At 44.3% G+C, this 17,983-nt stretch carries 18 protein-coding genes and 1 tRNA gene; 11 read left to right on the forward strand and 8 right to left on the reverse strand.

The window, feature by feature from the left end:
- Positions 1–9: 9 nt before the first annotated feature.
- The gene (locus ACQY26_RS00540; RefSeq protein ID WP_428047135.1) at positions 10–921 is read right to left on the reverse strand and encodes a DMT family transporter; all 912 of its coding nucleotides are present in this window, start codon (positions 919–921) and stop codon (positions 10–12) included.
- Between the two features lie 81 nt (positions 922–1,002).
- On the opposite strand from ACQY26_RS00540, the gene ACQY26_RS00545 reads away from it, so the two are divergent.
- From ACQY26_RS00545 to ACQY26_RS00580, 8 genes are all read left to right on the forward strand, one after another.
- Entirely contained in the window at positions 1,003–1,806 is an 804-nt protein-coding gene (locus ACQY26_RS00545; protein WP_428047136.1) for a DUF4097 family beta strand repeat-containing protein, read from the forward strand.
- Between the two features lie 69 nt (positions 1,807–1,875).
- Complete coding sequence (gene tdh, locus ACQY26_RS00550; protein ID WP_428047137.1) at positions 1,876–2,913, forward strand: L-threonine 3-dehydrogenase; 1,038 nt, start codon at positions 1,876–1,878, stop codon at positions 2,911–2,913.
- 15 nt (positions 2,914–2,928) lie between these two features.
- A complete protein-coding gene (locus ACQY26_RS00555) occupies positions 2,929–4,113 on the forward strand; it encodes a glycine C-acetyltransferase (RefSeq protein WP_428047138.1) in 1,185 nt (394 codons plus the stop codon).
- A gap of 8 nt (positions 4,114–4,121) precedes the next feature.
- Positions 4,122–5,009, forward strand: coding sequence for a metal ABC transporter solute-binding protein, Zn/Mn family (locus ACQY26_RS00560; RefSeq protein WP_428047139.1), 888 nt, complete (start codon positions 4,122–4,124; stop codon positions 5,007–5,009).
- A gap of 2 nt (positions 5,010–5,011) precedes the next feature.
- Complete coding sequence (locus ACQY26_RS00565; RefSeq protein WP_428047171.1) at positions 5,012–5,803, forward strand: metal ABC transporter ATP-binding protein; 792 nt, start codon at positions 5,012–5,014, stop codon at positions 5,801–5,803.
- Entirely contained in the window at positions 5,790–6,626 is an 837-nt protein-coding gene (locus ACQY26_RS00570; RefSeq protein WP_428047140.1) for a metal ABC transporter permease, read from the forward strand. Before ACQY26_RS00565 ends, ACQY26_RS00570 begins: the two co-directional genes overlap by 14 nt.
- Positions 6,589–7,251, forward strand: coding sequence for an endonuclease III (gene nth, locus ACQY26_RS00575; protein WP_428047141.1), 663 nt, complete (start codon positions 6,589–6,591; stop codon positions 7,249–7,251). Before ACQY26_RS00570 ends, nth begins: the two co-directional genes overlap by 38 nt.
- Positions 7,252–7,273: 22 nt before the next feature.
- Positions 7,274–8,194 (forward strand): hypothetical protein, encoded by a 921-nt coding sequence (locus ACQY26_RS00580; RefSeq protein ID WP_428047142.1) that lies wholly within the window; start codon positions 7,274–7,276, stop codon positions 8,192–8,194.
- 99 nt (positions 8,195–8,293) lie between these two features.
- On the opposite strand, the gene ACQY26_RS00585 is transcribed toward ACQY26_RS00580, so the two are convergent.
- The 4 genes from ACQY26_RS00585 to ACQY26_RS00600 are packed head-to-tail and all read right to left on the reverse strand — an operon-like array spanning position 8,294 to position 11,431.
- On the reverse strand, positions 8,294–9,067 hold the full coding sequence (locus ACQY26_RS00585) for a prepilin peptidase (protein ID WP_428047143.1): 774 nt from the start codon (positions 9,065–9,067) through the stop codon (positions 8,294–8,296).
- Positions 9,068–9,076: 9 nt separating this feature from the next.
- Positions 9,077–9,451, reverse strand: coding sequence for a hypothetical protein (locus tag ACQY26_RS00590; RefSeq protein WP_428047144.1), 375 nt, complete (start codon positions 9,449–9,451; stop codon positions 9,077–9,079).
- A gap of 1 nt (position 9,452) precedes the next feature.
- Complete coding sequence (locus ACQY26_RS00595; RefSeq protein ID WP_428047145.1) at positions 9,453–10,685, reverse strand: M20 family metallo-hydrolase; 1,233 nt, start codon at positions 10,683–10,685, stop codon at positions 9,453–9,455.
- Positions 10,686–10,699: 14 nt separating this feature from the next.
- Positions 10,700–11,431 (reverse strand): Nif3-like dinuclear metal center hexameric protein, encoded by a 732-nt coding sequence (locus ACQY26_RS00600; RefSeq protein ID WP_428047146.1) that lies wholly within the window; start codon positions 11,429–11,431, stop codon positions 10,700–10,702.
- A 25-nt stretch (positions 11,432–11,456) separates the two neighbouring features.
- Here ACQY26_RS00600 and ACQY26_RS00605 point away from each other — a divergent pair, with 25 nt between their 5' ends.
- From ACQY26_RS00605 to uxaC, 3 genes are all read left to right on the forward strand, one after another.
- Positions 11,457–13,319 (forward strand): N-acetylmuramoyl-L-alanine amidase, encoded by a 1,863-nt coding sequence (locus ACQY26_RS00605; RefSeq protein WP_428047147.1) that lies wholly within the window; start codon positions 11,457–11,459, stop codon positions 13,317–13,319.
- A 113-nt stretch (positions 13,320–13,432) separates the two neighbouring features.
- Positions 13,433–13,516, forward strand: a tRNA-Leu gene (locus tag ACQY26_RS00610).
- Positions 13,517–13,701: 185 nt separating this feature from the next.
- Positions 13,702–15,108, forward strand: a complete 1,407-nt coding sequence (uxaC, locus tag ACQY26_RS00615) for a glucuronate isomerase (protein WP_428047148.1) — start codon at positions 13,702–13,704, stop codon at positions 15,106–15,108.
- A gap of 59 nt (positions 15,109–15,167) precedes the next feature.
- On the opposite strand, the gene ACQY26_RS00620 is transcribed toward uxaC, so the two are convergent.
- From ACQY26_RS00620 to ACQY26_RS00630, 3 genes are read right to left on the reverse strand one after another with little or no spacing between them, the layout of a single operon-like run.
- Complete coding sequence (locus ACQY26_RS00620) at positions 15,168–16,472, reverse strand: TRAP transporter large permease (protein ID WP_428047172.1); 1,305 nt, start codon at positions 16,470–16,472, stop codon at positions 15,168–15,170.
- Positions 16,468–16,971: a TRAP transporter small permease gene (locus ACQY26_RS00625; RefSeq protein WP_428047149.1), complete on the reverse strand. Its 504-nt coding sequence runs from the start codon at positions 16,969–16,971 to the stop codon at positions 16,468–16,470. The genes ACQY26_RS00620 and ACQY26_RS00625 overlap by 5 nt, the downstream gene beginning before the upstream one ends.
- The gene (locus tag ACQY26_RS00630) at positions 16,971–17,978 is read right to left on the reverse strand and encodes a TRAP transporter substrate-binding protein (RefSeq protein WP_428047150.1); all 1,008 of its coding nucleotides are present in this window, start codon (positions 17,976–17,978) and stop codon (positions 16,971–16,973) included. The genes ACQY26_RS00625 and ACQY26_RS00630 overlap by 1 nt, the downstream gene beginning before the upstream one ends.
- Positions 17,979–17,983 lie beyond the last annotated feature (5 nt).

Genomic DNA, 17,983 nt, shown 5'->3' on the forward strand with positions numbered 1-17,983 from the left:
CGATATGCTCTACGCAGATTTCTTAAAGCCGTTTTTATCAAACTGTATAAGTACAAGGCTGGCTATAATGATAACCATACCGATAACTTCATACTTGCCGGGCACTCTGCCGTTTAACAAGAAATCGCTGCCCACCGCAATGAACGGAACAAAATAAGTGGCCAAGCTGGCCCTTAACGCGCCCCATTCTTTAAGAAGCTTCATCAAAAGCAGCAAAGCCGCGGCCGAAGAACACAAAGCCACGTAAAGTATCGAAATTACGACTTTAGGCGCCAAAGCCTGCTCCAAGGACGGCAAAGGCGCGCGGGCGAGCAAAGCCACGAAAAACAAAAATATCGTGGTAAACAAATACTGATGGAAGACGCTCTGCTGCCAAGTGATTTTGTTTATCATAATATATTTGATAAGAACGTTTCCGCTTGCGTAACAAATCGCCATCATCAACAGCGAAATACTGCCGTAAAGCGCCATTTTGTCCATCGAGGCCGAAGTATAAGCCTGCAAAGCCGGCTGAAAGACGAACATCAGGCCGATAAAGCCTACTATAACGCCTATGGCTTTGCGCCACGTAAAGCGATCCTGCCCTTTAAGCGTAATCGCGGCTATGATAAAAACCCACAACGGAACCGTACCGTTAAAAATGCCGCCGGTGCCGGGCGGGAGAAACTGCTGCCCCCAATAAAGGAAGATAAAAGGCACGCCCATAACCAGCATACCGGCAAGCCAGGGACGCCAGGCTTCTTTCCTGGGCAGATAAAAAGATTGCTTCGTAATCAAAAACCAGCCGGTAAAGAAAACGAAACCGATAAACGCTCTTAAAAATGAAGAAAAATACGGATCAAAAACGTCAACCGTATATTTTACTCCAACATATGCCGTTCCCCAAAAAAAGGCCAACAGCAGGAAATAAAACACGTTCATAATACACTCTCCTGAAATTTTCGGCTTTTACAAACGATATTAAATATATATACTTTCTGTATACGCCTATAAGGTAATTATATGATAAAAAAAATAATATCGGTATCTTCAGCGTTTCTCTGCCTGACGCTTTTCGCGCAAGCTAAGGAGAAGACCCAAACTTTTAAAACTGATTCTTATACGGATATTTTTATTTCTTCCCAAAAAGCGGATATTACCGTCGTACCGGAAAGAGGCGGCGAGAGTTCGGTCACGTGGCGTTCAAGCCTATGCTCCATGACTTTAAAACGCCCCAGCGAGAACGTCATTGAAATTGTAATAGAACCGAAAAAGCAAAGAGCTCTGCTCAAAAAAATACTTATGATACCGCGCTCAAGGTGCGCAACAAGGCTGCAAGCCGGGGAAAACAAACATATTTACGCCTCTTCCCAAACCGGGGATATAAGATTTTTTTCAATCAATTCAAAAACCGCGCGCGCCTACACCGGTCAGGGGGTTATAGAAACTTCCGACATAGGCGGAAATTTTACGGCGGAAACTCTCACCGACAGAATCACGATAAGGAATTTTAAAGGGAAAGACCTGGCTTTAAAAACGGTAAGCGGCAATGTTTCCGTAACGGGCTCGGCCCACGATATATCCATACTCAACACAAGCGGAAACAGCAAGATGACCGGCTCGGCCGAAAATTTAATGTTTTATTCTTCGCAGGGCAAATTAAGCGCAAGGTGGACCGCACTGCCTAAAAATCCTTTAAGCATTTCGGCCCATTCCTTTTCCGGCGATATAAAAATATATCTGCCTAAACTCGGCGAAGAATACAAAAATAACAGCAAAATAGATTTAAAAACCTTTTACGGAGAAGTTTCCGTAGAAGAAAAATAATTTTTTAAACGCGGAGTGCCTGCCCGCGATTCTTACGCAAGTTTTAAGCAGACAAGGAGATTACATTATATGAAAGCCATCTGTAAAACCAAAGCGGCCCCCGGCGCGGAATATATAGACGCCGAAGTCCCGCAAATAAAAAGCGACGAACTGCTTATAAAAATACACGCCGCTTCAATCTGCGGAAGCGACTTGCCGATATACGCCTATACCTCTTGGTCCGCAAAAAGAATGCCGATACCTTTTATCTTCGGCCATGAACTTTGCGGAGAAGTGGTGGAAATAGGCGATAAAGCCAAAGGATTTAACAAAGGCGATTTCGTTTCCGTGGAGTCGCACATATTCTGCGGTTTATGCTATCAATGCCGCAATGACCAAAGACACGTTTGTTCCAATCTGAAAATTTTAGGCATAGACACGCAAGGCGGCTTTGCCGAGTACGCGGCCATTCCCGCGCGCTGCGCGTGGAAGCATTCCGACGATTCCTGCAAAGACATCGGCTCCATAATGGAACCTTTGGGCAATGCGGTGTTTGCCACGCTTTCGGAAGATATCGTCGGCAAGTCGGTGTTGGTTTCCGGCTGCGGCCCTCAGGGGCTTTTTGCCACACAAATAGCAAAAGCCTGCGGCGCGGCGAAGGTAATCTCTTTGGAAACTTCCCCCTTCCGCCAGAATTTGGCGGCGAAAATGGGCGCCGACGTAGTGCTTAACCCAATGGACCCGGACACATTTAAAAAAATCATTGAAGCCGGCGGCGACAAATCCGGCATAGACATCGTAATAGAAATGTCCGGCAATCCCGGGGCGATAAATCTTGCGCTGGAAGCGGTCAAGCCAGCAGGGAGAATGGTTTGCTTCGGCCTGCCGAAAGAAAATATAAATATAGACTACGCCAATAAAATAGTGTTCAAGGCCGTACGTCTGCAAGGCATCGCCGGAAGGGAAATCTTCCGCAGCTGGTACAAAATGGAAAGCCTTTTAAAGAGCAAAGCCATAGACCCCAGGCCCGTAATCACGCATACTTTTAAGATGAAAGACTTTGCAAAAGCTTTTGAAATCGCCATGGATCCCAAAAAGGAATGCGGCAAAATCTTGCTTATACCGTAATATAAGGAGCCGAAAATGGATAAAATGAAATTTTTAGAACAGGAAATAACTCAGCTCAAAGCGGAAAACCGTTTTATTGAGCCCAATGTGCTTCAAAGCGCGCAGGGGCCGATTTCCACGATAGACGGAAAAGAAGTCATCAACCTTACTTCAAACAATTATCTTTGCCTTACCACACACCCGAAGGTAGTTAAAGCCGCCGTGGAAGCGACCGAAAAATACGGCATAGGCACAGCCGCCGTACGCACGATAATAGGCACGACTTCCATGCATGAAGAATTGGAAAAACGCCTCGCCGAATTTAAAGGGACGGAAGATTCCATAGTGATACAGTCCGGCTTCACTTCAAATACGGCCACCTGCCAAAGCCTCATGACCAGCCCGGAAGACGTTTTAATATCCGACGAGCTCAACCACGCCTCGATAATAGACGGCGGCAGACTCTCCAAAGCGAAGAAAAAAATATACCGCCACAACGATATGGCGCATTTAAAAGAAATTTTGGAATCGCCGGAAGTCCGCTCCGCAAGAAGAAAACTGTTGGTTACCGACGGAGTTTTCAGCATGGACGGCGATATCGCCAAACTGCCGGAAATAGCCGAACTTTGCAACAAATACGACGTCATCAGCATGGTTGACGACGCACACGCAAGCGGCGTTATCGGCCCTCATGGCAGGGGAACAGTGGCCCATTTCAACCTTAAAGGAAAGGTTGACATACAGATAGGCACGCTTTCAAAAGCTTTCGCCACAATAGGCGGATACGTCGCCGGCAGCCATAATTTAAAGCAATATATGCAATCGGTGGCGAGGCCGTTTTTATTTTCAAGTTCCCATCCCCCAGCCGTAGTGGCCACCTGCTTGGCCGGGCTTGACGTAATTTACAATGAGCCGGAAAGGCTTAAAAAACTTTGGGACAATACAAAGTTCTTTAAAGAAGAACTGAAAAAAGCCGGCTTTGACACGGGCTCTTCCGAAACGCCCATAACCCCGGTAATGGTAGGCGATACGCAAAAAGCCCACGCTTTAAGCAAAATGCTGTTTGAAGAAGGCGTTTTCGCTCTGGCGATAGGCTTCCCCACCGTAGCCAGAGGCAAAGAAAGATTGAGAACCATCGTTACGGCCGGGCACGAAATCAGCCAGCTTGAAAAGGCTGCCGCCGCTTTTAAAAAGTGCGGAAAGGCCTTGGGTATCATCTGATGAACCGCATGATGAAACTTTTGTTAAGCGTCGGGGCCTTTGCGGCCCTGACGCCGGTTTTTTTTGCGGGATGCGCCAAAGAACAGGCCCCGGAACAAAAAAACGAACTTTCAATAAAAACCGCCGAAGCCGATTATGTAAGCTATACTTTGGCTTCGCAGGTGCTTAAAGACGTGGCGGAAATAAAAATGATTATTCCCCCCGGCTCCCAGCCGCACGGTTTTGAACCGCTGCCGCAGGACATAGCCAATATAGAAAAAGCGGAATTTCTTTTTTATATAAACGACAGACTTGAGCCTTGGGCGAAAAAGCTCGGCGGGGAAAAGGCCTTTCCTCTTGAAAGAAACCTGCCGGAAACGGACCCTAAAGACCCGCACGTTTGGATGGATTTTGACAATATTCAGGTAATGGCGGAAAATATGGCGTATTATATTTCCGCGCAATATCCCGACACGGAAAAACAGCTGCTTAAAAATATTTTAAATTTCCATAATGAAATTACCATGCTTAAACGCATGTACGGGCAAATGTTTTCCGCCTGCGAAAGCAAAGACATTTACCATATAGGCCATTTGGCTTTCGGCTACACGGCGCGCAGATACGGGCTTAACTTTAAGCCTTTATCCGGCGTCAACGCCGACGCGGAACCGACCCCCAAAGATATGGCGCAAATGATAAAAAACATAAAACAAAACGGCGTCAAATACATCTTTACGGAAGAAACCGTAAACCCCGCCGTGGCCGAACAAATATCCAAAGAAACCGGCGCGCAAATTTTGCATTTATATACGATAGAGCATATAACCAAAAAGGATTTTGAGCAAAAGCCCACCTACAGGCAGCTTATGATAAAAAATATGGAAAGCCTGGCAAAAGGGCTTAACTGCAAAGCTTGAACATGGATATAATAGAAGTTAAAAATTTATCTTTTTCCTACAACGGGGAAGAAACCCTTAAAGACGTTTCTTTTACCGTAAAGCCCGGCGATTTTACCGGCATACTCGGCCCAAACGGAGGAGGAAAGACGACGCTTGTCAAAGCGATTCTCGGCTTGCTTCCTTCTGCGAAAGGCAGTATAAAATTATTCGGGCGGGATTTAAAACATTTCAAAGACTGGCGTAAAATAGGCTACCTGGAGCAAAAAGCCACTCCGCCCAAGCTTATGCCTTTGACGGCTTTTGACGTAGCCAGGCTGGGGCTTTTAAGCTCCAAGAAAATGCCGCGCATATTCAACGCCGAAGACAACCGACGCACGCTTTGCGTAATGGAAACGACGAAATGCATTGAATACAAAGATAAACTTTTCAATGAACTTTCCGGCGGGCAGCAGCAGCGCGTGCTTATGGCAAGGACGCTGGTAAACAATCCGGAACTTATAATTTTGGACGAGCCTTCCACGGCTTTGGACGGGTCCTCCCGCGACAGCCTGTTTGAGATGCTTTCCCAAATAAACAAAAGTTCGGATACCGCAGTTTTGGTGATCACGCATGACATCGCCGACATCGGCAAGTACGTAAACAATTTTATAATCATAGATAAAAATTTGATTTTCAGCGGCGAAAAACAAGCCTTCTGCCGCTCCGAAAAAGTTACGGAATACTTCGGGCCTTATACGCCGCACCTTATGGATCATCTGCACGGAGAGGGCTGCTGCCCTTTTGAAAAGGAGCATAATCATGAGCGTCATTGAGTTTTTATCTTACGCGTTTGTGCAGAAGGCGCTTATAGCCGGCGCGCTTATAGCCGTAATAACCGCGGTGCTGGGCGTATTTTTGGTACTTAAAAGACTTTCTTTAATCGGCGACAGCCTTAGCCATGTGGCCTTAAGCGGAATAGCACTCGGCCTTATAACCAACACCAGCCCAGTGTTTATGGCCATACCGGTGGTGATGTTAAGTTCTTTGGGAATATACAAAATAAGTTCAAGCGCAAAAGTCCACTCCGACAGCGCGCTGGGAATTATCGCCGCGGGCGGGATATCTCTGGGCCTGATTATAGCGGCATTGGCCGGCGGGTTCAACGTGGATTTACTTTCCTTTCTCTTCGGAAGCATTTTGACCGTAAACGCCGCGGAACTTATATTGGCCGCCGCGCTCGCTTTGATAATACTTACCCTGGTATACGTTTTTTATAATGACTTGATAGCCATAACTTTTGACGAGAACTTCGCCAAAACGGCCGGGGTTAACACGGAAAGGATAAATATACTTTTGGTGCTGATTTCCGCTGCGGCGGTGGTAATAGCTTTAAAAGTCGTCGGGATAATGCTTGTATCGGCGATGATAATAATCCCGCCGACGGCCGCTTTGCAGCTGGCCAAAACTTTTAAAAGAGCCCTTATCTTGGCTTCTGCATTTTCCGTAACGGGCGTAACAGCCGGGATTTATCTGGCCTTTATCTTTAATATGCCAAGCGGAGCCATGATAATTTTAACCGACATATTTATTTTATTTATAACCGTAATATTGAGGAATTATGCTTTTAAAAAAAGAAAATCTTCCGAAACTGATTAAAGATTTACAAAAACTTTATCCAAAAACGAAAACCGCTTTACACTATCAAAGCGCTTTTCAGCTTTTGTGCGCCGTAATTCTTTCGGCCCAGTGCACCGACGTGCGCGTCAACATGGTTACGCCGAAGTTGTTTGCCAAATTCCCTTCCGCAAAAGAAATGAGCAAAGCTTCTTTGGAAGAAATAGAATCAATAATAAAATCCACGGGGTTTTATCACGCAAAAGCAAAATCTATCTCCGAAACTTCAAAAGTTCTTTTTGAAAAATACGGAGGCGAAGTCCCCTCAAGTATGGAAGAACTGCTTAAACTGCGCGGAGTGGCCCGCAAAACGGCAAATGTGGTATTGCAGGATTTCTACGGCATATCGGAAGGCGTCGTGGTCGACACGCACGTTAAAAGGCTCTCTTACAGAATAGGCCTTACAAAAAACACCGAGCCGATAAAAATAGAAAAAGATTTAATGAAATTGCTTGATAAAAAATATTGGCATTGGATAAGCCACGCCCTTATTTGGCACGGCAGGGGAATATGCCACGCGCGCGGCCCAAAATGCGAGGAGTGCCTTATAGCCGGATACTGCCCCAAAAACGGATTAAAACCGGCTAAAAATAATCCCGGGATTTGATATATAAACTAAGGAGCCTAAAATGAAAAAAGCATTAGCCGTAATATTAATACTGATTGTATTATGCGCCGCAGGAGCATGGTTTGCCTATAACAGCTGGAAGGAAAGCCCGGCCTATTCATTGGCAAAAGCGGGTTTGGCCTTGCAAGCCAATGATTCCATGATGATTGAAAAATATATAGATATAGACTCGGTGCTGAGTGATACCATCGACGTGATAGTACGGGAAAGCCTCAACAGCTACGGAGGCGGCGAAAGCAACGATATGATGAATATGATGATAACGGGTTTTGCTTCAGCAATGAAGCCGCAAATCGTTTCCGCATTAAAGCAAAACATCCTTGAAGGGATTAAAAAGAACTCAGGCAATTCATCCGCCGGAGAAATGCCCAAAAGCAAAATAAAATCTTTAAAAACCCTTAAAAAAGACGAGGATTTGGCTTCCGTCGAAGTTATTTTATTGCTGCCCGAATCCGAAGAGGAAGTAAAGCTTGTGCTGGGAATGAAGAAGCATTCAAATTATTGGAGAATTGAAAAGATTGAAAACTTGCAAGAAAATCTTTTAAAGATATTTAACGAATCCGCCGCGCCTATGCTTTCGGCGTCATCAAACCCGGAGCAGGATATAGCAGAAGAAATGTCCGCGTATCTTAGGAATATAGGCTCTTCAATGCAAAGAGCAAAGCTCATACGCGGCCAATATCCCACGGATTTATCACTTTTGGACATTCAGCCTGCGAATATTCCTTTCAAAGGAAAATCATTTAAAACGAATAATTTTGAGGTTGAAATATCAAATACCGCAAACGGTTCCGGCAAAGCCGTCGCAAAAAGAACCGGCACCAAGGCATATACGCTTACCAGATATTATGATGACAATAATATAATCTGCAAAGACAACGGAAGCGGAATATGCGCTCAGCTTAACTTACCCGCATATTAATTAAATCCGAAAATCACCTAAGACCAACCGACAGATTAAACAACGGGCGCAAAGTTTTAAACCTTGCGCCCGTATTTAAGTTAAGAAATCAAAACAGACTTAATATAAAGTAAAGTTGGGAAGCAGTATGTTGACTATAAGCCCTACGCTTAAAAAAGGACCGAAAGGTATGGCGTTGTTTTCCGCCGGTTTCTTCAAAAGCATCAAAATACCGAAGTAAAAAACCCCGGCGAAAGAGGAAACTATCAAAGCGTTTATAACGCCTATCCAGCCGCTTAACGCGCCTATTGCGCCCATAAGTTTTATATCGCCGCCGCCCATAGCCTCTTTCTTAAAAATAAGCTGGCCGATAACGGCCGTTATCCACAACCCGAAGAATCCTACCGCGCCGCCTATTAAGGAAGAAACAAGCCTGTTCCATACGCTCCCTTCAAAAGCCGGGTTTACAAAAGACGCGGCCAAACCGACGACTATCAAACCCAAGGAGAACCTATCGGGGATAATCATCAGCTTCATATCTATTACGGATAAAACTATAAGGCTGTAAAGCGTAACAAGCGCGAAAGGCAGCCACCAGGTAAGGCCCAATCTCCAAACAAATAAAAGAGTAAGGCAGGCGGTTGCAAATTCGACTATCGGATACTCCAAAGAAATCTTCTCTTTGCAGCTGCGGCATTTGCCGCCCAAAAACAAATAACTGAGTACGGGGATATTATCATACCATTTTATTTTATTCTTGCATTTGGGGCAGTGCGACGGAGGCCACGCGACCGAAATTTTAGCAGGTATCCTGTAAATGCAAACATTAAGAAAACTGCCTATAACCAACCCTAAAACAAAAGATAAAACGAGAATAAAAATATCCGGTATCAAAATACGCTCCTAAATGTTTAAGAACACTTCGCAATAGTGTTCGGACTGTGGATCATTGTCAAAAATCCAGCCGCCGACGCCGTCAAAAAGCAAACCGTAAGAGCCGTACTTTACGCTTGAATCATAATCCGACAAAGTTTTATAAGCGGGCGGAATTTTTTCTATATAACCCGGAACTAAAAGAGCCAAGCTTTCCGGGCAGCGGTTTTCGTTATCCCAACGATATACGTTTACCGCATCTTGCAGCATGATAAGACTTTCCTTGGAAGCGGCCGCGGAGGCTTCCGCCCGGATTACGTTAATCTTCCGGGCGGATAACCACGCCAAAACGGCCACGGCCATAATAACGACTATAATTTCAGTAGTAAATATACTCTTTTTCATCTTATTTCAAATGCATAAGAATATAAGTGATTACTTTTATATCGTCCAAGGTAAATTTAAGGCTGGATTTTTCGTTAGGGACGTGCGGATATCCGTAGATCTTGGAGCCGACTACGGCCGCCAATCCCAGGTTCCTCACTTCCGCGGCGAAAGTTCCCCCGCCGACGCCCAAAACTTTGGGCTCCACTTTATTTACTTCTTTTACGGCGTCGCAATAAAGTTTTACTATCGGAGCTTCGGGCGAAGTCGCTTTTGAAACCGCGCTGTGGATTATCTCCCAGGTTACTTTTACCTTAAAATCTTTCTCAACGCTTTTTACTATGGAAGCGACTTCATCTTTAAAAAGCTGAGGATCGTAAGAAGGAAGCATACGGCAGTCCATATAGAACACGTCCGTACCGGGAATGGTGTTTACGTTCGGCACGTTGGCGTCTTTTTTGGTAGGCTCAAACGTGCTGTTATCCGGCGCAAACAAAGCGTCGCGTTTATCAAATTTGGCGTAAAGACCTTCTTTTAAACGGATAATCAGCTGCGCGCCCGCATACATTGCGTTATTGCCGCTGGCCGGCATAGAACCGTGGCACTGTTTGCCTTCGGTGGTAAATTTTATCCAAAAAACGTTCTTTTCCGCTATTTCGACTTCGCATCCTGCCGGGTCTCCGGAGTCCTGCACCAAAAAGCTGTCGTTCTTGCCGAACAAATCCGGGCGTTGTTTAAGAACATAGTCCATACCGTATTTATTGCCGGTTTCTTCGTCGGCCAAAAGCATTATGCCGAGATTTACCGGGATTTCCGCACCCGTTTCCATTACGGCTTTCGCCGTGCCCAAAGCCGCCGCAACGGCTTGCTGATTATCTTCCACGCCGCGGCCGTATATGGTGTCGCCGTCGGCGTCCAAAGTAAGTTTAAAAGGCTCGGTGTTCCATAAGTTTCTGTCGCCCTCGGGCACTACGTCCATGTGGGCCAAAAGCCATAAGGTAACGTCTTTGTTTTTGCCGTAATATTTGGCTATGATATTGGGCCTTATGCCTCCCTCGGCGTTGGCGTCGGGCGCGTCTATGCGGAAAATCTCGTCAAATTTAAGTTTCTTAAGTTCGCTTTCAAGATACTGCGCTTTGGCGAATTCGCCCTTTCCGCCTTGTTCCGGTGATACCGCCGGAAGGCGAGTCATATTAGTCTGCAGTTCAAGAATATAATCCTTAAGCCCTTCTATGTTTTTAAACAACTTGTCCATAATTCATTCCTCCTTCAGAATGGATTGGGTATATCAATAAATTCTGTTTCAACTTTATAATGTTTCCTGATATATTCCATAAGTGCTTTTATGCCGAACACCTCGGAATTGTAATGCCCCATGGCTATAAAGTTAAGGCCGGCCTCGCGGCACTGCTCAAGCACGTATTCGTCGCGGCTGCCGGTTACGAATAAATCAACCCCGGCGTTAATCGCCTGGCCCAGCATATCATGCGCGCCGCCGCTTACCACCGCGACGCGGCGGATTTCATTTCTGCCGCAGATTACGCATTCCCCGTTTAAAAGCGCGCAAAAAGATTCCATATCCCTTGCGGGGTTGACTTCGCCCATAAAGCCGATGTCTATGCCGTGATATGCGCCGAAAGGCTTAATGTTTTTAAGCCCCATCAGCTTGGCAAGGCCCGCATTATTGCCCAAAACGGGGTGTCTGTCCAAAGGCAGGTGATAAGAAACCAAATTGATGTCGTTCTTTATCAAAAACGCAACGCGCCGGCCGAAAACGCCGGTAATATTTTCCGCCGTGTTCCAGATAAGGCCGTGGTGCGTCATAACCATATCGGCGCCCGCGGCTTTGGCCGCTTTGAACAGCTCCATAGTAGCCGACACGCCGAAAACTATCTTCTTAATTTCCGTCTTGCCCTCCACCTGCAAACCGTTATGTTCGGGGGTAAGGGCCACGTTTAAAAGCTCATTTATATCTTTGACGATTTTATCGCGCTGTACCATATTTTTATGTTATCATTTTATTAGTATGAAAAAAACGGCAATCTTAATTTACTTATTGTTTTCGGCCGCCGCAGTTTTTGCCCAACAGAGCCTCCCGACGGCGCCGAATTTGACCGTACAGGATAAAAACCCGGATAAAATATTGCCCGTTACCGTTGAATACCCGCACCAAAACACCAGAATAGCGCAAGGAGCGAAAGGGATTTTCCTCTTCGGCAAAGTGCACTCCGGCGGCGGGCTTTTGACGATAAACGGCGCGGATGTGCCGATATACCGCACGGGAACCTGGCTTACTTATCTGCCGGTAACCCCCGGGAATATGGATTTTATAATAGAATTTACCGACACGGAAAAAACACATAAGTACATAAGAAGCGTTTTTGTAAGAGGTTTTGACTACAGGAAGTATCTTGATAAACCGGGCTTTGACACTTCAAGCCTGTTCCCCGCCAGCGACGTTGAGCTTTCTTCCGCCGACATTTTGGATTTTACCGTCGCGGGCACGCCGGATATGGTGGTAAAAATGAGCGCGGGCGACTATTTTAAAGACGCGCTTTTGATAGCCTCCCAGCGGGAACCGGGCATTTACAAAAAAACCGTGAATTTCAACAATGCCGAACCTTCGGGCAAAGCGTCAAAAGTAACTTATTATATGTATGACGACAACGGCAAACTTAAAGCGAAAGCCTCTTCACTGGGGCGCATTAAAATCCTGCCGGAAAGCAAAGCCTCAAAAACGGCTAAAGTAATAAGGGAAGATTCCCGCTTAAGGCCCGCCCCTCAGCCAAACGGACACATACTTGATACAAAGCTCTTCGGCAATGTGGAAATTACCGGCAGAATAAATAATTTATACCGGGTAAAACTGGACGATAAAATCATCGGGTGGATTGAAAGACGCTTCCTAAACCCCTCGTCCGAACTAAGAAAACCGAAAAACATCGCTTGGGAAATTTCCGCTTCCCCGCAGGAAGGCAAAACCGTTCTAACCATTAAAAACACCGAAAAGGTAAGTTTTAAAGTGGAAGAAACGCATGATTCTTTCAATATAGTTTTATATTATACCCAAGCCCTAAATACCATTATGAGCGACAGCGAAGACGAACTTATAAGCGGCCTTGACTATGAAATACTTTCCGACGGAGCCAAAAAAATCAAAGCCAATTATAAAAACGGAGCCAAACTTTGGGGCTACACTTACAGGTATGATGACAACAATCTGATTTTTGAACTTTATCATCAGCCTAAATTTAACTTTACAGAAGAAAAACCTTTAAACGGCCTTAAAGTGGTGCTTGACCCGGGCCATTCCCCCAAAAGGACTATCCCTTACGACGGGGCCGTCGGCCCGAGCGGGCTTTTGGAATACGAAGCCAATTACGACATAGCCCTTTCGGCCAAAAGCCACCTTGAAAGTTTGGGGGCGGAAGTTTTCCTTTCAAAAAAAGAGAACGAAAATATGCCGCTAAGCAGAAGGACCGAAAAGATAGACCAAAACGGCGCGCACCTTTTTATCAGCGTTCACAACAACGCCCTGCCGGATTTTATAGATCCTTTCGCCAGGGAAAGAGGCTCTTCCGTATTTTATTATTATCCGCACAGCCTGCCTTTTGCCCAGGCCATGCAAAGCAGTTTTATAAAGAACGTCGGCCTGCCGACGGAAGGCATTATTCAGGCGGATTTTTCCGTTACAAGGAGTTCCCCCCAAGTGCCTTCAATATTGATAGAAAACGTGTATATGATGATTCCTTATCAGGAAGAACTGCTTAAACAGGAAAGATTTATAAATATTTTGGGCTCGACGATAGCCGAAGGCGTGATAAACTTTGTAAACCCGACGTGGAACATAAAGGAAAGGGGCTCAATCGTCAATATGCCGCAGAATTAAAAAACAATAAAACGGGCGAATTTCCGCCGAAATATTAATTTTATTTTGGAAACGCGCCTTAAATTTGCTAGAATTAATGTATAAGCTGTAAGAAACAAACAATTTAAGATTTCGCCGGGATGCTGGAATTGGTAGACAGGATGGTCTCAAAAACCATTGTCCGCAAGGGCGTGAGGGTTCGAGTCCCTCTCTCGGTAAAATATAAAAACCACCTGAAAAGGTGGTTTTTTATTTCCCAATATAGAAGTTTTTACACTCCGTGGGCATGCCCTTGAAAAAAGGCATATCCGCCCCTTAAGCAATTCAACAGTCACAATACCACCCTTTGAAACCTCCTTTCAAACGGCACTTTTTATTATAATGAGAGTAAGAGGTGACTTTTATGAAAAATTTTATGGACAAAAACTTTTTATTATCTACACCAACAGCACAAAAACTGTATCACGATTTTGCCGCTAAAACCCCGATTTTAGATTATCATTGCCACATTAATCCAAAAGAAATTGCCGAAAATAGAAAATTTGAAAATATCACTCAAGTATGGCTGGGTGGCGACCATTATAAGTGGCGCCAAATGCGCTCTAACGGGGTGAACGAAAAATATATTACCGGCAATGCTACCGATAGAGAAAAATTCCAAAAATGGGCCGAAACACTCGAAAAAGCTATCGGCAACCCATTATACCACTGGAGTCACTTGGAACTGCAGAGATACTTTGGCTATCATGGAATACTCAACGCAAAAACTGCCGAAGAAGTATGGAATCTGTGCAATGCTAAACTGCAACTAGACGATATGCGTGTACGCAATTTAATACAGAAGTCCGGAGTTACTCTTATTTGCACAACAGATGATCCGGCCGATTCTTTACAATGGCATAAACAAATAAAAGAAGATAAAACTTTTGATGTACAAGTATTACCAGCCTGGCGCCCCGACAAAGCCATGAATTTAGAAAAGCCGGACTACCCTGATTATTTAGCCAAATTAGCCCAAGTTTCCCTTGTAGATATTCACAACTTTTCCACTTTAAAACAGGCCCTGCGCGTACGCATGGACTTTTTTAACGAAATGGGTTGTAAGGCCTCTGATCATGCGTTAGAATACGTCATGTACAAACCGGCTTCGGAACAAGAGATTGAGGATATTTTTACCAAACGATTAATGGGGGAAAATATCAATCGGGAAGAAGAATTAAAATTCAAAACAGCCTTCATGATTTTTGTCGGGCAAGAATACCATCGTTTAGGCTGGGCCATGCAACTACATTACGGTTGCAAACGCGATAATAACGGCCTGATGTATCGTCAATTAGGTCCCGACACCGGCTACGATTGTATTAACAATTATGCACCTTCTTCAGAAATGGCAGATTTTTTAAACGCATTGAATAGTACTGATCAATTGCCTAAAACTATCATCTACAGTTTAAATCCCAATGACAACGCCGCTATCGGCACCATTTTAGGGTGTTTTCAAAGCAATTCTGCCATTGGCAAAATTCAGCAGGGTTCGGCTTGGTGGTTTAATGACCATAAAACCGGCATGCTTGAGCAAATGACATCTTTGGCTAATTTGGGATTATTAGGCAATTTTATTGGCATGTTGACCGATTCCCGAAGTTTCTTGTCTTATACCCGTCACGAATACTTCCGCCGTATTCTATGTGAACTGATCGGGTCGTGGGTGGAAAATGGAGAATATCCGGCCGATATGGAAACTCTAGGGGAAATGGTTACAGATATTTCCTACTTCAATGCCGTCAGATACTTTGGCTTTGAATTATAAATATAAGAAAAAATACCCTCTAACATAAACTAGAGGGTATTTTAAAATCATCTGCTTCTTTACATTAAGCCCGCCATGCGCGGTATCCACAAGGAAACTGCCGGGATAAATGTAACCAATAATAAAATCACAAACAGCACCCCAAAAAACGGCAACAAAGGGGACATAATTTTTTCTATAGAGATATTTGACACTTTACACCCTGTAAATAAAATGGCCCCAACAGGTGGAGTAATACATCCTATGCAAAGGTTAAATGTCATCATAATACCAAAATGCACCGGATCCATACCAAAATTAAGCGCAATCGGTAAAAAGATAGGGGTAAATATCAAAATAGCCGGTGTCGGATCCATAAAAGTACCGATAACAAGTAACAAGATATTCATAATCAGCAAAATAATTATCGGATTATCCGACAAACTCAACAACCCCGCAGCCAACAAACTAGGAATCTTGGTAAAAGCCAAAATCCAAGACATAATGGAAGACAAGCCGATCAAGAACACAATAATACAGGTCAACTCCGCCGCCTGCAACAAAATGCGGGGCAAATCACTTAATTTAATGGTTTTATAGATAAAAGACAAAAATAATGCATAACACACCGCAATGGCAGACGCTTCCGTTGGCGTAAAAATGCCCAACAAAATACCACCAATAACAATTACAATTAATAACAAACTAGGAATGGCTTGCCAAGTAACCTTTAGTGTTTCTTCCCAAGTAGTTTTTGCAGACCCTTTATAACCGCGTTTTTTTGCCATAAAGAAAGCTAACAACATAACCCCCAACCCCCACAAAATACCGGGGATATAGCCACCCAAAAACAAAGAGGTAATGGACACCCCGCCTGCTACGGTAGAAAAAATAATCAATGTATTGCTGGGAGGAATCAAAATGCCCGATGGTGCAGAGACAACGTTAACAGCAGCAATATAATCTTTCTCGTAACCTTCTTCTTCGGCCATTGGGGTAATAATCCCGCCGATGGCCGCACAAGAAGCAGAACCAGAACCGGAGATGGAACCAAAAAGCATATTAGCTACGACATCTGTTAATGCCAAGGCCCCCGGCAATCGGCCTACCAATGCTTTTGCCAAGTTTACAAGCCGTCTGGCAATTCCTCCGTTATTCATAATAATGCCGGCCAAAATGAAAAACGGAATAGCCAAAAGAGTAAAAGAATTTATTCCCGTAAAAGTTTTTTGAGCAGCCATCAACAAAGCTTTATCGGCAGGGAGTACTACCAGCATTGCCAGTGCAGCGCCACACCCCAAACTAATACTAATCGGCACTCCGATAAGAAGTAAAAACAGAATAGACACGAGCATAATCAGCCCGCAAGTTAAAGCCGCACTAATCATGATGTACCCCCTCCTCTTTTTCTTGTTTGTAGAGTTTGATAAAATCCGTTAAATTACACAAGCAATATATCGCTGCCAGTATTCCCCCCGCTGGCAAAGCCAGATACACCACCCCTACCGGCACCGGTAAAGCCGAATCCATTTGGCTCATGGCATTAACAGCAATATACCCCCCCCCATAAACCAACACGCAGAGCACAAATAGAAAAATAATTACTTCACTCGCTATACCGAAACGAATTTGGTTTATTGGGTTCAGTTTATGTAATACAAGTTGCAAATTCATATGATCTCGCTTACCAATCACATAAGCAGAAGCTATCATTACCAACCATAAAAACAAGTACTTGGCTAATGCTTCTGTAATAGTACTGGGAGAATTAAGCACAAAACGTGTAATTACTTGCCAAGTGACTAATATAGTCATCACTCCCATAATTAAGCAAGATAAAAAAGCTGTTATTTTGTTTAAAGTTTTTCTTAATTGGGTCATCATTATTTCAACTCCGAGGTAACTTTTACGGCATCGTATACTTCTTTAATTTCCGGATTTTGGGTTAACTCGGCATGCAACGGAGCCACAGCTTGTTGCAATGCCTTTAGGTCCACATCATACACAACAGTGGCTCCGCCTTCTTTAACTTGTGCCAACCTCTCTTGTGCATCTTTCTGCCAAAGTTCCACTTCATAATCAGCCGCTTGGCGAGCCGCTTCCTGCAAAGCGGCTTTATCTTCGTTCGACAAACTACTGTAAAGTTTATTATTCATAATCAAATAATCGGGAACGATTAAGTGCCGTGTATACGAATAATATGGTGCGATTTCATAATGTTTGGTGCTACTGTAAGACGCTTCATTATTTTCCGCTCCGTCTACTACACCGGATTGAATAGCGGTAAAGACTTCTCCAAAAGACATAGGTGTTGCCGCACCGCCCAACGCCTTCATCATTTTGGCGTAGGTGTCGGATTCTGCCGTACGGATTTTCATACCTTTCAAATCCGCCAGGGTTCGAATCGGCTTTTTGGCATACATGTTACGCGTTCCGGCAGTGAAATATGTAACAATTTTGAAGTTATATTTTTCTGTTCTGGAAAACAATTTTTCGACAAGAGGAGATGTGGTAAAAAAACGCCTTTGATGTGCTTCGTCATCAAATAAAAACGGCATTTCAAATGTCAAAAATCCGTCCTCAAAACTAGATACATTAGGATTTCCCATAATCGCCATTTCAATAATACCGTATTGAACTTGTTCCAAAGTCTCGCGTTGGGGGCCTAAAAGTTCATTTGGAAAGACTTCAAAACGATATCGGCCATTGGTTAGTTTCCCAAAAATCTCTCCCATTTTTTTAACGGCTTCATTTTGAGGATGCCCTTCTACTTGAATGGAGGCAACATTCCAAACTTTTGTTTTCTGTGTTCCTCCTTGCTCTGCCCCGCATCCCACCAAGGCCCAAACAAAAGCACTCACTGCTAAAAACGACAAATACTTTCTATTCATACCTA

The sequence above is a fragment of the Candidatus Proelusimicrobium excrementi genome (assembly GCF_937881865.1).
Taxonomy (GTDB): Bacteria; Elusimicrobiota; Elusimicrobia; order Elusimicrobiales; family Elusimicrobiaceae; genus Proelusimicrobium; species Proelusimicrobium excrementi.

Bases quoted from the DNA above. Each gene is read 5' to 3' on its own strand.
- ACQY26_RS00540 (WP_428047135.1), bottom strand. From the start codon at position 921: ATGAACGTGTTTTATTTCCTGCTGTTGGCCTTTTTTTGGGGAACGGCA.
- ACQY26_RS00545 (WP_428047136.1), top strand. From the start codon at position 1,003: ATGATAAAAAAAATAATATCGGTATCTTCAGCGTTTCTCTGCCTGACG.
- tdh (WP_428047137.1), top strand. From the start codon at position 1,876: ATGAAAGCCATCTGTAAAACCAAAGCGGCCCCCGGCGCGGAATATATA.
- ACQY26_RS00555 (WP_428047138.1), top strand. From the start codon at position 2,929: ATGGATAAAATGAAATTTTTAGAACAGGAAATAACTCAGCTCAAAGCG.
- ACQY26_RS00560 (WP_428047139.1), top strand. From the start codon at position 4,122: ATGATGAAACTTTTGTTAAGCGTCGGGGCCTTTGCGGCCCTGACGCCG.
- ACQY26_RS00565 (WP_428047171.1), top strand. From the start codon at position 5,012: ATGGATATAATAGAAGTTAAAAATTTATCTTTTTCCTACAACGGGGAA.
- ACQY26_RS00570 (WP_428047140.1), top strand. From the start codon at position 5,790: ATGAGCGTCATTGAGTTTTTATCTTACGCGTTTGTGCAGAAGGCGCTT.
- nth (WP_428047141.1), top strand. From the start codon at position 6,589: ATGCTTTTAAAAAAAGAAAATCTTCCGAAACTGATTAAAGATTTACAA.
- ACQY26_RS00580 (WP_428047142.1), top strand. From the start codon at position 7,274: ATGAAAAAAGCATTAGCCGTAATATTAATACTGATTGTATTATGCGCC.
- ACQY26_RS00590 (WP_428047144.1), bottom strand. From the start codon at position 9,451: ATGAAAAAGAGTATATTTACTACTGAAATTATAGTCGTTATTATGGCC.
- ACQY26_RS00595 (WP_428047145.1), bottom strand. From the start codon at position 10,685: ATGGACAAGTTGTTTAAAAACATAGAAGGGCTTAAGGATTATATTCTT.
- ACQY26_RS00600 (WP_428047146.1), bottom strand. From the start codon at position 11,431: ATGGTACAGCGCGATAAAATCGTCAAAGATATAAATGAGCTTTTAAAC.
- ACQY26_RS00605 (WP_428047147.1), top strand. From the start codon at position 11,457: ATGAAAAAAACGGCAATCTTAATTTACTTATTGTTTTCGGCCGCCGCA.
- uxaC (WP_428047148.1), top strand. From the start codon at position 13,702: ATGAAAAATTTTATGGACAAAAACTTTTTATTATCTACACCAACAGCA.
- ACQY26_RS00625 (WP_428047149.1), bottom strand. From the start codon at position 16,971: ATGATGACCCAATTAAGAAAAACTTTAAACAAAATAACAGCTTTTTTA.
- ACQY26_RS00630 (WP_428047150.1), bottom strand. From the start codon at position 17,978: ATGAATAGAAAGTATTTGTCGTTTTTAGCAGTGAGTGCTTTTGTTTGG.